The 14777-nt window shown below is 48.6% G+C and carries 6 protein-coding genes; 1 reads left to right on the top strand and 5 read right to left on the bottom strand.

What is annotated here, in order from left to right; translation table 11 throughout:
• Positions 1 to 96: 96 nt before the first annotated feature.
• From DWU89_RS10965 to carB, 3 genes are all read right to left on the bottom strand, one after another.
• Positions 97 to 1473, bottom strand: a complete 1377-nt coding sequence (locus DWU89_RS10965; RefSeq protein WP_115499692.1) for an NAD(P)/FAD-dependent oxidoreductase — start codon at positions 1471 to 1473, stop codon at positions 97 to 99.
• Between the two features lie 196 nt (positions 1474 to 1669).
• Positions 1670 to 3727, bottom strand: a complete 2058-nt coding sequence (locus DWU89_RS10970) for a triple tyrosine motif-containing protein (protein ID WP_115499693.1) — start codon at positions 3725 to 3727, stop codon at positions 1670 to 1672.
• A gap of 110 nt (positions 3728 to 3837) precedes the next feature.
• On the bottom strand, positions 3838 to 7056 hold the full coding sequence (gene carB / locus DWU89_RS10975) for a carbamoyl-phosphate synthase (glutamine-hydrolyzing) large subunit (RefSeq protein WP_115499694.1): 3219 nt from the start codon (positions 7054 to 7056) through the stop codon (positions 3838 to 3840).
• Between the two features lie 486 nt (positions 7057 to 7542).
• Here carB and DWU89_RS10985 point away from each other — a divergent pair, with 486 nt between their 5' ends.
• Entirely contained in the window at positions 7543 to 9372 is a 1830-nt protein-coding gene (locus tag DWU89_RS10985; protein ID WP_115499696.1) for a heparinase II/III domain-containing protein, read from the top strand.
• Here DWU89_RS10985 and DWU89_RS10990 read toward each other — a convergent pair.
• On the bottom strand, positions 9362 to 11191 hold the full coding sequence (locus DWU89_RS10990) for an O-antigen ligase family protein (protein WP_115499697.1): 1830 nt from the start codon (positions 11189 to 11191) through the stop codon (positions 9362 to 9364). The genes DWU89_RS10985 and DWU89_RS10990 overlap by 11 nt on opposite strands.
• Before the next feature lie 316 nt (positions 11192 to 11507).
• The gene (locus DWU89_RS11000; RefSeq protein ID WP_115499699.1) at positions 11508 to 14765 is read right to left on the bottom strand and encodes an efflux RND transporter permease subunit; all 3258 of its coding nucleotides are present in this window, start codon (positions 14763 to 14765) and stop codon (positions 11508 to 11510) included.
• Positions 14766 to 14777: the final 12 nt, after the last annotated feature.

Here is a 14777-nt window from a genome sequence, read left to right on the forward strand (position 1 = left end):
AACAAGACAGGGTATTATAAAATTCCCCCGGACTCTTACAAGCGAGCCGGGGGACTTTCAGTTTGGCATTTTATTATAGGGAGTTGTTTTTGGTTGTCAAGCCCATCCGTTCAACATTCCATAGAAATACATGGGTTTCAGGAAATAAACTTTCAACAGCCATGCTGCCCAAAGTTCTTTTGACGGATTCATCATGGAGAACGGGAATGAACTTTCCTGTTCTTTTTTATAGTTGAACTCGCAGAGCAGGACGTGTCCGTAGTCTGTTACGATCGGGCAAGCTGCGTAGCCGTCGTACTTTTCTACGGGTTCCTTGCCTTCCATCAGCGAGATCAGGTTCTTGGCTGCAATAGGCACTTGCTTGCGGACTGCGGCGGATGTCTTACTGGTCGGGATTCCGGCTACGTCTCCGAGGGAAACGATATTCGGATATGTCTTGTGTACCAGCGTCTCTTTGTCCACCATGACCCAACCGTCGGCAGCTAATTTGCCTTCTGTCCATCCCAAGCCGGCTTCTTTTACGAAATCCGGGGCTGACATTGGCGGTGTGAAATGCAGGAAATCGTAGTCTTCAACAAACGGTGTGTAGACCTTCTGGTCGCCAACCGTCTCTATCTTCTCGAAATGGACCTGTTTAGCGGATGTATCCACCCCTTTTACACGTACGTTCAGGTTGATAGGGACATTGCGTTCCTTATAAATTTCCAGCAGGCGGGGGGTGAAGTAGGGAATATCATATAACTCTTTGGAAGCTGTATAATAGTTCAAATCCACTTTATCGCGTGTTCCCTGCTTGCGGTTATAGTGTTCTGTCAACAGACAAATCTTTTTCGGAGCGCCTCCGCATTTATGTTTCGTATAAGTGTCTGTAAAGATACCGCGTCCGCCGGTCTTGGAGAATTCCTGCAGACCTTTCCATGTTTTCTGTGCACCTTCGAAGTCGTAAATGCTATATGCGTTGCCTTGTCCTAACGTATCGTGCGTGATACCTTCCACCTTTTCCCAGTTTGTCTGGATTCCGGGGGTCAGGACCAGAAAGTCGTAGGCGATCTTTCCGTTATTTTGAGTTGTTACCTGGTTCCATACCGGATCGACGGCGGTAACAGAGTCTTTAATCCATTTGATATCGCTGGGCATACAGTCTTCCTGCTTTTTCCAGACATCGTTAGGTTGGTAAACGCCTGATGCGATCAGGGTGAAACCCGGCTGATAAAACTGACGGTCACTGGGATCGATCAATGTGATATCCGGCTTGTCCAGCCAGCTCTTTAAACGGGCAGCCATGCTGATACCGGCAGCACCGCCACCGATAATAACAATTTTACCTTTCGCATTGCTTGAGAATGCTTTTGCTTTTTGTGTACTTGCAGCAGTCAGTAATCCGGCCATTGCCATTAGTTTGAAAAAATGCCGGCGGTCGATACCTTTTTTCTCAAACGCCTTTAGTTGATCTTCCAGTTCGTGTTTCATCATGTCTAAAAAATTAGATTTTGGATGCAAAGGAAAGATAATTATATAAGCGCGTACAAAAAAGGGCTACTACACTGCTTGCGCAAGCTTTTTGAGAGGGGTGAAATAGTACTACAACACTTTCTCATTACCTTTCTTGTCATGCTTAATTATTTAATATATAATTAAATACGGGAAAGGCTTTTCTGAGATTATATTTTTAGAAATTCATTAGAAAATCAACGAGATTCGTGTCTCCTTCCAATCCTAAACGCTTTCTGAGGCGATAACGCCGCAGTTCAATCGCCCGTATGGACACATTCATAAGGGAGGCGATCTCCTTTGTGGAAAGATTCATGCGAAGCAGGCAGCAGATACGGAGGTCGCCGACCGTGATGTCTGCATATTGTTGGCGCAGGCGGTCCATGAAGTTTTGGTGTGCGCTGTTGAAATAGCTTTCAAACAGGACCCAGTCCGCCTGGTCGTTCAGCGTTTCTTCCATTAAGGTTTTCATCCGGCTGTAGAGTTTGTTTGGATAGCGTTCGCCTAATACCTCCTTTTGTTTCTCGAGTTCTTCCAGCAGGGTTTGGACAGCCTGGTTGCGTTTGACAAGGGCTGTTGTCTGCAACGTCAGTTCGTAGTTTTTGTTCTGAAGTTCGGCCTCGAGCATCCGGTTTTTCATTTCCTGCATCCTTTGCTGCTCGGCCTGGCGTTCGGCTTCGACTTTTTCCTGTTCTTCCTTGTGCAGGTTCTTCAGGTTGTAACGGAGCGCAGTTTGCACGATAGCCCAGACTAAAGCAATATAGAGCAGCCATGCCCATACCGTATTGTACCAGGGAGGGCGGACTTCTATCGACAGGGATAGCTCCGGATACGGACCTTTGATGACATACTTACGCACTTTCAGTTGGTAATGCCCTTCCGGCAGCTGCAAGAAAGAGATTCTTCCGTCGTGTTGCCAGGCCGACCAATCGGACGATACGCCTTCGATCTTGTAGCTGATCTGGTGGTTGGAAGTGAATATGGTAGTCCCGATCCAGACATTAAGTTCCTGGAAGTTATACGGGAGTGATATCTTTTGGGAAGAGAGCGGCAAATTATGGCTCCCGGACGAATCGATATATTCCAGTTGGGAAACAGACAGGGGCGCACTGCTGAGACTGTTCCCGATCAGTTCCCGGATGTTAATGAGCAAAGTCCCTTGCATGGCGGAAACCAATACCAGCGAATCATTCAAGGGGATGATCCGCCTGCCTCGTGTGACAAGGTTCATGTTGTAGTTGTCGAAGAGAAGGCGGCATTTTAGTGTGCCGATGCCGTCCGCCACATGGAACAGCGCGGCTTCGTTGTCAATCGATAACCAGTAAAGATCGTCGCCAGCCGGATAGACATGTTCGGCCTGTGCAAATATGCCCAACGCTTCCGTATCGCGGAATAGCTGTTTGATCGTGGGAATGGGCGCCTTTTCTGTTTTGAGATAAGGCAGTGCTTCTGTTTCGCTGATCGGGGTGAATACATTTCCCGCTATCAGCGGACGTTTGAAGTAGCCGAGATTGGTTTGGATATACAGCTCTTCCCCGTCGAGACCGGCGTTGGTCAGTTTGCCTATCGAACTTCTTTTACCCAACAACGCGATTGGGGGCTCGAAGGTGATTTGGGTCAATCCGTTATCTAAGGCTACCCAGATTTGCCGGGAATCCTGTACACAGATAAAACGGACGATATTGTCTTGCAACTGGTTCTGCAAAGATAAATGTTGGAGAATTGTCCCGTCGGGCGAGGTGATAAACAGCCCTTGCGTCAGGGTGCCGATAAAGAAGTATGTTCCGTTCGTCGCAAAAGCACTGGGATGTGCGTCCTCGATTTCTTTCGGTAACGTAAAAGGTATTTCGACTGGCGGAGGGTCGAACCGGATTTCCGGCGGAACGGTGGTCAGCAGATGATAATGAAGGATACCGTCCGTGTCGCGTGTCCAGCCGCCTAACATGGTCGCATTGCGTGTATAGATCGTATCGTTGTAATAGGTTACACCGGTCACCTCTTCCTGCCCGGGCAAGGAATACAGTTTCCATGTATTTCCGTCGAACGCAAGCAATCCGGAGTTATTGGCAGCATACAGCATACCGTCCGGCGTCAGCGAAAAGCCCCAGTTCTGGCAGCTTGCCTTATAATCGTCGACCGTATAGTTCTTGACAAAAACATAGGGAATAGCTACTGAAGCGCACACGGCATGAGCCGTGAACAGCATAACAATAAGGATGTTCAGTAGTCTATACATTGCAGTCTAAACGAGTTTTATATTTTGTAGAGAATTAAAAGGGCTGTAAGCACGATCGCATACAGCCCTTTGTATCCGCTTTTCAGCGGCAAATATAGTTAAAATCTCTATTATTTGTATTCCTGCCAGCTCTTAATCTGGATGTCTTTTTCTCCCATATTGCAGAAAGCTCCGATGAAGGCGCTTGCCAGGCGGGCGTTGGTGATCAACGGGATGTTATGATCGATCGCTGCACGACGGATCTTATAGCCATTGGTCAGCTCGCGCTTGCTGTGGTCTTTCGGGATATTTACAACCAGTTCGAACACGTGCTGGCTGAACATATCCATGATGTTCAGGTCGCCCTGTTCGTCCGGCCAGCAGACTGCAGTTGCAGGGATGCCGTTTTCGTTCAGGAATTTAGCTGTTCCGTCTGTTCCGTAGATATGATAACCTTTGGCGGCCAGCATATGGCACGGTTCCAGCAGTTCGGCTTTGCTCTTGGCAGCCCCTGAAGAAACGAGTACGTTCTTTTGCGGGATCTTGTTGCCGACAGCCATCATGGCGGAAAGCAATGCTTCGTCGAAATCGTCGCCGATGCAACCGACTTCACCGGTAGAACTCATATCCACGCCCAATACAGGGTCAGCCTTGTGCAGACGGGCGAATGAGAACTGGGATGCTTTGACGCCGATCCAGTCGATGTCGAACGCGCTCTTGTCCGGTTTGGTATATGGAGCGTCCAGCATGATACGGGTTGCCGTTTCGATAAAGTTGCGTTTCAGCACCTTCGATACGAACGGGAAGCTGCGGGATGCACGCAGGTTACATTCGATAACCTTCACATCGTTGTTCTTTGCTAAGAACTGGATGTTGAACGGTCCGCTGATGTTCAACTCTTTTGCGATCATCTTGCTGACCTTCTTGATACGGCGGGCTGTCTCGAAGTAAATCTTCTGGGCCGGGAATACCAGTGTAGCATCACCGGAGTGGACACCGGCAAACTCGATATGTTCGGAGATTGCATATTCGACCACTTCGCCGTTCATGGCTACCGCGTCGAATTCGATTTCTTTTGCTCCCTGCAGGAATTCGGAAACGACAACCGGATATTCTTTCGATACCTTGGCTGCCAGATCCAGGAATTCGATCATCTGTTCCTTGCTGTGACATACGTTCATGGCAGCGCCTGACAATACGTAAGACGGACGGATCAGGATCGGGAAGCCCACCTTTTCGATGAACCCGTCGATCTCTTCCATACTCGTCAGCTCGGCCCAACGCGGCTGGTCGATACCTAACGTATCGAGCATAGCGGAGAACTTGTGGCGGTTTTCAGCACGGTCGATCGACAGCGGGGAAGTTCCCAAGATAGGCACGTTCTGACGGTGCAGCTTCATGGCAAGGTTGTTCGGAATCTGGCCGCCAACCGATACGATTACGCCTTTCGGAAGTTCCAGGTCCATCACGTCGAGTACGCGTTCGAACGAGAGTTCGTCGAAGTACAGGCGGTCGCACATGTCGTAGTCCGTTGAAACCGTTTCCGGGTTATAGTTGATCATGATAGACTTGTAACCCAACTTGCGGGCCGTCTGTGCCGCATTAACCGAACACCAGTCGAACTCTACGGACGAACCGATACGGTATGCACCCGAACCTAAGATAACGACGCTCTTGTCGTTCGGATAGTAAGCGATGTCGTGTTCGCTGCCGTCGTATGTCATATACAGGTAGTTGGTCAGTTCCGGATGTTCGGAAGCGATCGTGTTGATACGTTTCACGCTCGGCAGGATGCCCATCTTCTTACGCAGGTTGCGCACGCGGATGTTTTCTTTTTCCATATTGCCTTCCGGATGCTCCACATAACGGGCGATCTGGAAGTCGGAGAAGCCCAGGCGTTTTGCTTCTTTCAGTACCTCTTCGGGCAGGTCTTCGATCTTATTATAGGAAGACAGTACTTTCGTATAGTCTACGATATTCTTCAAGCCGTTCAGGAACCACATCGTGATCTTGGACAGTTCGTGGATGCGTTCTACCGTGTAACCTTCTTCCAGTGCCTTGGCAACGGCGAAGATACGCAGGTCGGTCGGGTTGGCCAGTGCATCGTCCAGGTTGTCGAATGTGATGTCGTTGTTGCCCACGAAACCGTGCATTCCCTGTCCGATCATACGCAGACCCTTCTGCATGATCTCTTCGAAGCTCTTTCCGATCGACATGATTTCGCCTACCGATTTCATGCTCGAACCGATCTGGCGGCTGACACCTACGAACTTCGTCAAGTCCCAACGCGGGATCTTCACGATCATATAATCGACTTCCGGTGCTTTATAGGCAGAGTTCGGTGTACCCATTTCGCCGATTTCGTCAAGGCTGTAGCCCAATGCCAACTTGGCAGCTACGAACGCCAACGGATAACCGCTTGCCTTGGATGCCAATGCCGAAGAGCGGCTCAGACGGGCGTTCACCTCGATCACACGATAGTCGAATGTATCGGAGTTGAAAGCATATTGGATGTTACATTCGCCGACGATACCCAAGTGGCGGATCGTCTTCGTCGAAAGTTCTTTCAGCAGGTCCAGTTCCTTCTCAGTCAGTGAGCAAGTCGGAGCGACCACGATACTTTCACCGGTATGTACACCTAACGGATCGACGTTTTCCATGCTTACCACCGTGAAGCAATGGTCGTTCTTGTCGCGGATCACTTCGAACTCGATTTCCTTCCAGCCCTTCAGTGATTCTTCGACCAATACCTGCGGAGAGTAGGCGAAGGCGCTTTCTGCAAGCGCGCGCAGTTCAGCTTCGTCTTTACAGATACCGCTACCCATGCCGCCTAAAGCATAAGCCGAACGGATCATGACCGGAAAACCAATCTTGTAGGCCGCTTTTACTACGTCTTCCAGGTTTTCGCAAGCCTGGCTGATAGGAGTCTTTACTTCTATCTCGTTAAGTTTCTTTACAAACAGGTCGCGGTCTTCCGTGTACATAATCGCTTCTACGGAAGTACCTAATACTTTTACTCCGTATTTGGCCAGCGTTCCGCTGGTGTACAGTTCAGTTCCGCAGTTCAGGGCAGTCTGTCCGCCGAAAGCCAGCAGGATACCGTCCGGTTGTTCTTTTTTGATAACTTCTTCAACAAAGTAAGGAGTGATAGGCAGGAAATATACCTTATCGGCCACCCCTTCCGATGTTTGAATAGTTGCAATGTTCGGATTGAGCAATACTGTGCTGATTCCTTCTTCCTTCAGCGCTTTCAATGCTTGTGAACCGGAGTAGTCAAACTCGCCGGCCTGTCCGATTTTCAGGGCACCCGAGCCCAGAACAATCACCTTTTTGATACCACTTTTCGACATAGTAATTTGGGTTGTTTAATTTATTGATTTTATAGAATGTTATACCGCCTTATCAGATTATGAGGCACAAAAAAAATGCGTTAGTAAAAATAACTAACGCATCTTATATTACCAAACGATAATCCTTAGAAATGAAGAAATGAGCTTCATTGTCCGACATATAACCGGAAAAGTACGCTGGATTGTCCTTATGTGCTTTCTGTGCCATGAACCTCTGTCTTCAAAATTTCGGCAAAGATAAGTCTTATATTTCAAACGTGCAAGATAATGATTGGTTCTTTTTGGTTATTGACCGCCAGGCTCCTGTTAAACATAAAATAGCTTCCTCGGTGATGCGTTGCTTTTACCCTCTTTTTTTGCTCCCGTCCGAAAAAAAACCGCCCTTGTCCGAAAAAATATGGGACAGGAGCGGAAAAATACGGGACGGGAGCCCGAGGTGATTCGTTTTTATTTTTATTTTTGTTTCCTATAATAACATTTAAGACCATGAACAAAACATTATTTCTTCTTGCAACCTGCCTGCTTTTGTGCCTGGGTATGCATTCCGTTGCTCAAACGTTCGATTACAGTCGCGTGGAGAGTCATCCCCGCCTGTTGATGAAACAAGGCGAGGAGCAGGATATACGGAAAAGCCTGGAGGGGAATCCCGAAATGCAGCGTGTCTATAACCAGATTGTCGGAGAAGCCGACCGGTTGATGATCAAACCGACACTTACCTATAAGAAGGAAGGCCGCCGCCTGCTGGCCGTTTCCCGGGAAGCCTTGAAACGTATTTTCGATCTTTCGTTTGTGTACAGGATGACAGGCGAGGACAAATACCGGCTGCGTGCCGAACAGGAGATCGTTTCCGTTTGCTCGTTCGACGACTGGAACCCGTCGCACTTTTTGGATGTAGGCGAGATGACGATGGCCGTTGCAATCGGTTACGACTGGCTGTATGACCGGTTGTCGCCCGAGACGAAGAAACTGGCGCGGGAAGCGATCCTGCAGAAAGGTTTCGCCCCGTCGAACGACGAACAATATAACTGGTTCCTGAAAGCCGAGAACAACTGGAACCAGGTTTGCAATACCGGATTGGTCTATGGCGCCCTTGCTCTTTTGGAGTCGGACTCAAAGGTGGCGACGGGGATTATCGAACGGGCCATGTCGTCTGTTCCTCTGTCAATGAAGGTGTATGCTCCCGACGGCAATTATCCGGAAGGATATAATTATTGGGGATATGGGACGAGCTTCAATGCCATGCTGATTGCCGCGTTGGAGTCGGCGCTCGGTTCGGACGGCGGATTGTGTGCGACCGAAGGTTTTATGCCTTCCGCCCGTTTTATGCAGTATATGGCGGGTACGACGGGGCTCGCTTTCAATTTCAGCGATGCGCGTGAGACGACTCAGTCTTTTCCGGCGATGTTCTGGTATGCTTCCAAGCTGAACGACCCTTCTTTGCTGTGGAACGAAAAGATATTCCTGACGCGTGGAGATACTCATTTTACGGCTGAGGAAGAACGTTTCCTGCCTATCATCCTGATCTACGGATCGCATTTCAATATGGAAGAGGTGACGCCACCGGTATCGAAAATATGGGTCGGACACGGAAAGGTGCCTGTTGCCCTGATCCGTACCGGATGGAATGAGGGAGAAGGTTTTTATGTCGGGATCAAGGGGGGTACGGCTTCTGCCAACCATGCCCATATGGACGCCGGTTCTTTCGTGTTCGAGGCTTTGGGCGTACGCTGGGCGCAGGATTTGGGGATGCAGGAATACTATTCGCTTGAAAAGGAGAATGTGCGCCTCTGGAATAGCAATCAGGACGGACAGCGCTGGGATGTGTTCCGCTATAACAACTTTGTCCACAACACGCTGACGGTAAACGGTGAGAAGCATCAGGTGAAAGGGACGGTCCCTATCCTGGCAACCTACACGAAGGATGCCAAGTTAGGAGCCAGCCTGGATATGACTTCCCTGTTCGGGGATGATCTGAAAAAGGCAACCCGCGAGGTGGCCCTAATCAAAGAGCAATATTTGCAGGTGACGGACCGTGTACAGGCTGCCGGTAAGCCGGCCTCTGTCCGGTGGACGATGGTGACATCCGCCACTCCGAAACAGATCGATGCCCATACGATGGAACTGACGAAAGAAGGGAAAAAGCTGCATTTGGTTCTTGACAGTCCTTCTTCCGCTTCTTTCTCGGTGATCGATAATGTACCGTCACACAGCTACGACGCCCCGAATCCCGGTTCCGTCCGCATCATTTTCGATGCCGACCTGAAAGCCGGTCAGAAGGAGACGCTGAAAGTACGGTTCGTTCCGGTTACTCGATAGAGGTATTTTCGTGTTTCAGGATTTGGATGATTTCCTCTTTCATCTCTTTTGTGATATTGTTTTGCGCACTTGGCTGGATGGTTAGGACCCTTTTGGCTGCTATCCGGAATTTATCCGGATGGCAGAAAGAAGGTTCTGCGTATAGTTTTGCCAGCAGGAAATAGGTATATCCCTGTTCGGGCAGGATCCGGTTGACATCCAGTAAGTATTGCTCGGCAGACTCATATTGTTGGAGCGCTTCTTTGTTTTGGGCGATCGCGTAATATAGCTGTGGTTCTGCACTTAGCTGCAAGGCTCTTTTTAACCAGATGATGGCAATGTCATGGCGCCCTGTCTGGCTGAAACATTCCGCTCCTTCATACAAAAAGTCGACTTGGTGATACAGCTGCTGGTATAGGTTGGCATATTGATCGGCCGCTTGCTCGTACGCTTTGTTTTGATATAGCTCTTTAAGCGTTTTCCATTCTTTATAGGTATAGTAGCAATCTTTCTGCCCATAAAAAAGGACGCAGGCAATGATGGCAGCAAGAGCTCCGATATAAGGGGTGTTTCTTTGCTCGCGTTGTTCGTTCTGTTTCGGGTTGGTTGCGCAGATCACTGCCAGGAACATGAGTAAGACCCAGTATGCAGGCAGTTGGAGCGGATAGGAAAATAACGCAAATATTCCGAGTGCCAATACGCCTCCGGATGCTCCTATTTGCCGGTGCTTGATGCCGTAATACAGGGAGAAAGCCAGCCAAAGGGCAAACAGGAGCAATCCCGTTATTCCCAGCTCAACACCGATTTGCAAGTATTCGTTATAAGCATACCGGGGACAGATTGCCGTTTGTTTTTCTATAGGGGAAGCGATTTCCGTGTCGAAGTAATTTGCCTGGGCATGGGCGAACGTTGTCGGGAAGCCTCCTATTCCTGTTCCGCTCATCGGATGCTCCATAATTGCTTTGGTCGTGATGTTCCAGATCAGAAGCCGGCGATCGCCAGTCTGGGACTTTTGAATGTTGCCGGCCAGTATGATTGCTGTGATGATTACGAACAGAACGATAGAAAAGATGGCGAAAAGTTTGTTATGTAGTTGTATGGTCTCTTTTGTCTGTCTCCACCCGATCATTCTCATCCAGCAAACCCAGATGCCCGAAAGAATAGCGACTATCCATGCCGGGTGATTCGTGTTGGAGAATAAGGCTATTGTGATAAAGATTGCCCCAAAGGCGGAAAAGTAGAACAGAAATGTGCGGGATTCCCACCAGGCGAACTTATCACAGTCTTTAAACCGGAGTACAGTGCTCAGGCAGATAGGGAAGATGACTGCGATATAACCGAAAAACGGTTCCGCCTTTAAAGATATCTGGAGTAGCCTGAAAACAGGGTGTGTGGAGGGTTCGTTGTTCCCGAAACTACAGATTCCCCATATGGCCGGAACGATCCCCGTAAATATGATGATTGTGATGAAAAAGGGACGGAGTTCCTGATGTGCCAGCAACGTACTCCTGAGCATAAACCAGAGTGTAATGAGCTGGGCTATAAAAAGGAAACGTTCCGGTTGCAGGTTCCTGTCTTTGTCGTAAGTGATTAAGACAATACCGAACAGAAGTAATAGCAGCGCATCCGGTAAAGAGAATATAAAACGGCTTTTTCGGGTGGTAAACTCCATAAGTAGTACACTTCCGGCCAATAATAATGCGGTAAAATGAAACCAGCATATCCTTCCGGAGAAAGTCCCGTTGGCCAGTTCAGGATTAATTGCAAAAATTGTGCATAAAAGCAACATTCCGCTCGTCGCGAGCAGAAATAACCGAAGGTAGTAAAGTGAATTGTTCATGTTCTTTTTTATATTTAAATTGGTAACAAACTATCCGCAATCTATGGGTAAAACGGGCAGGAATTTTCTCATAGTCAATCTGTCAGGCTATTGCCAGGCAGATAACAGGAAGTGGAGTGAACAAATATACCCTATAAAACAAAAAGGGGAGCTTGTGAGTTTCCCTTTTGAAAAAAAAGATTAATCGAAGTGGCAAAAGTAGGTTTTACTTTGTTCCAATGCGGAGGTCTGGATGTGACATTTTGTTGACAATTTATAAATAATAGGAACACAAATATTTGGAGGATAAACCACTGTTGTTTTTTTTAAATGGAAGTCAAGGCTTCGGTTGTTTTTTCAAAGTGAAGATCGGCAAGTAGAGGAAAATGCCCAGAATAGACATGATAAGTCCCCCGATTGTCCCGGCGGCCAACGGAAACCAGAAGGCTTCTTTGCCTTCACCTAACATGAACGGTATAAAGCCTAAAATGGTGGAAACGACTGTCAGGAAGATCGGAGTGATCTTCGCATTCCATGCTTTCAGATAGGCTTTATAAGGTGACATCAACGGCTTGCGCAGTTGTATCTGGTTGTATTCGTTCAGGATATAGATACTGGCATTCACTGTAATACCGCATAGCAGGACGAAGGAGGCAAATCCTCCCTGGTCGAAATTCAGCTTGAACCAGTAGAATGTGAGGAACACGCCGATATAAGAGATCGGTATCACGAAGATAACGGCCAACGGTTGTTTCAGCGAGTTGAACAGGATACTGGTCGTGAAAAAGATAATGACGATGATAAGCAGCAGCAACAGGTATTGCTTGTTGTCTTTCTTGTCCCAGTACCAGTAAGCGCTATCCGATTTAGCCGTGTAGCCCATTGGCAGGATGGCATTGAACTCTTTCAATTCCCGTTCCTGTATCTTATTCCCTTGGTTTCCGGCACCGATATACTCGTATTGCAGGCAAAGGCGGTATTGTTGGTTTACCTTGGCAACCTTTTGCGGCATCTGTCCTTTTTCGACGGTTGCCAGTTCGGCCAGCTTGTAAGGCTTGCCTTTGATGCTTTGCGGGACGTTCTGCATACTCCATACATCGTATTCCTGCGACTGGCGGGAGGTGAGTTTCAGCTTTTCCGTTTCATCTTTCATCACGATCGTCCCGCTATAAATGTCTTTCCCGAAGACCGGGTTCAAAGAGGCGAACAACTCGATCGGCTGTATGTTTTCCTGCGCCAGGCGGGCTTTGTCCAGATTGAAGTAGAACTCTTGGTAATCGTCTTTCCACCAGGAAAATTCCGAATTGATCAGGACTTCCTTGATACGGCGGTAGGTGAGCAATCTGGCCTTCAACTGTTCGGCCCATTCGTAAAGCTCATCGTAGTTGTAGCCGTACATCTCGATGCGGAAAGAACCGGCCCCTTCCCGTACGTCGTTGCTGAATCCCTGGTCTTGCAATCCCCATACATTCCAACTACCGCCACCCAATTCGAGGGCCTTGCTGATAATCTTACTTTTCAGGGTATAGGGGAAGCCGCTCCGTTCGCTTTCTTTCGTAAAGTAGATGCTGATGCCGCCTTGGCGGGCGCTGTAGACGCTTGTCTGGAACTGGCGTATCTCTTTGAACGTACTCAGGTAGGCTTCCATACGGCTCATCAGGTTATTCATCTGGGCCAGAGTCGTTCCGTTCGGAAGCGAGGCGCTGACGCTCAATACAGTCTCTTCGTTCCGCGTAAAATAGCTTCCCTCATATACTTTTTGGACAAACAGGCGCAAGGTTCCTCCTAATGCTTTGTCGATAATCGGTTTGACTTTTTCTTTATAGGTTTCGTTAGCCGCGAACTTGTTGTAGTTCTCGATCATCATGGAATCGGTCGCTGTGTACACTTTCTTTTTATCTTTCGTGTCGTATTCTATTTTCTCCGGCAGCAGGAAGACCGGAAGACCGAATGCCAACAGCAGGACGAAACAGGCGAGCTTCTTCCAGTTGCAAAGAAAATTGATTAGCCATTGGTAGCAGCGGTTGTAATAGACCGGGAAGCGTTTGAGGAAACGGTTTGTCCCTTTTCTGAGTCGGTGCATAAAGCTGTTTGGGGAACCGGAAGTCCTTGTTTGAATCTCCTTATGCTGGCTTCCTTTTTTCCATTCCAGGTTCATCTTGTCGATCAGGGCGGGAACCAGGAACAGGGCAATCGACAAAGAAACACCCAGATTAATGATAACAACCGCTGCGAAATCCTGCAGGTTAAGACGTATCTTTTCATCCAGGAAGAAGATGATAACCAGTGCCCCCATCGTTGTCAGCGTAGCGGTCAGAATGGACAGGATTGCTTTCCGGTTATGCCGGTTCCGGATATGTTCCGTCATAACGATCGTGTTGTCTATCACAAGGCTGAGCGAGATCGTGACGCCGGCCAACGAATAGAGCTGCATTTCCAACCCCAGCAAGTAGTAGAGGATAACGGCGATACAAAGGTTGATCGAAAGGCTGATCACGATCAATAGCAAATATTTAAGTTCTCGTGTGATCAGCAGGACAAAGATCAGCAGGATCAAGACCGTAAGTCCCGTACGGATATAAATTTTGTTCAACTCGTCCTGGATAAATTCGGTTGCGTCATAGCTGGTATGTATTTCATATCCGGGAGGCAGCAGGGCGCGGATGTGCTCCATTTCCGCTTTGACCTGTTTGGCCAGTTCGAGCTGATTGGCCGTCTCTTCGGCCCGGATGGACAGGTAGATGGAGTTTAGCCCGTTAATACGATAGTATCTTTGTGGAGCCTCTTCCTGGCGGGTTACTTTCAGGAGTTGGTCCAGACGGATCAGTTTGCCGTCTTTATTCATGACGGTGATAAGCGACGGCTCGAACCCGTCCTTTTCGCTCTCCGGGATCAGGGCGAGGCGAATCCATGAGGTCATCAATTCGGTTTTTACGTTGCCGGTCCCTAAGAATTCCTTTTGGTAATATTGGCTGATAGCCCTTTGTATATCTGCAATACTGATGCCTAATGTTGCCAGCTGGCGACTGTCATATTCAAGTCTCCATTCCATGGGCGTAGCCCCGCTGACATCTATCCGGTAAATACCGGGAATACCGCTGAGGCGGGGTTTTATCTGGTCTTCCGCAAAACGCTGGATGAAAATAGGAGTGGCAGCGGCGTTTAGCGTATAGCTCATAAACGGGCGCACTTCCTTATCGTCCGGGCGACTCATCTCCAAGACCGGATAGCTCAATCCGTCCGGCAGGCTGGGCCATGTCTGGCGGATGATGGTCGACGCTTCGAAACGGGCGGCGTCTATATTGGTGTGTTTGTCCAGTTCGAGCGTGACATATCCCCAACCGTTTCCGGATGTGGAATTGATCTCCTTGATCCCTTTGATACGCGCCAGCATGGCTTCCAGACGCGAAGTCACCTCCATCTCTATCACGCGTGCCGAGTTTCCCGGCATATTATAGCTGATGGTCAATTGCGGCAAGGTGCGCGATGGCGACAGCTTGATCGGCAATAGTGGTATAAAGGCAATCCCCGCCATTGCCACACAAAGGAAGGTGACGATGATGGTAAAAGAGGATATTTTAGGAGATGCGCTCATTCTTTTCTTTTA

The sequence above is a fragment of the Parabacteroides acidifaciens genome (genome assembly GCF_003363715.1).
In the GTDB taxonomy this organism is placed as follows: Bacteria; Bacteroidota; Bacteroidia; order Bacteroidales; family Tannerellaceae; genus Parabacteroides; species Parabacteroides acidifaciens.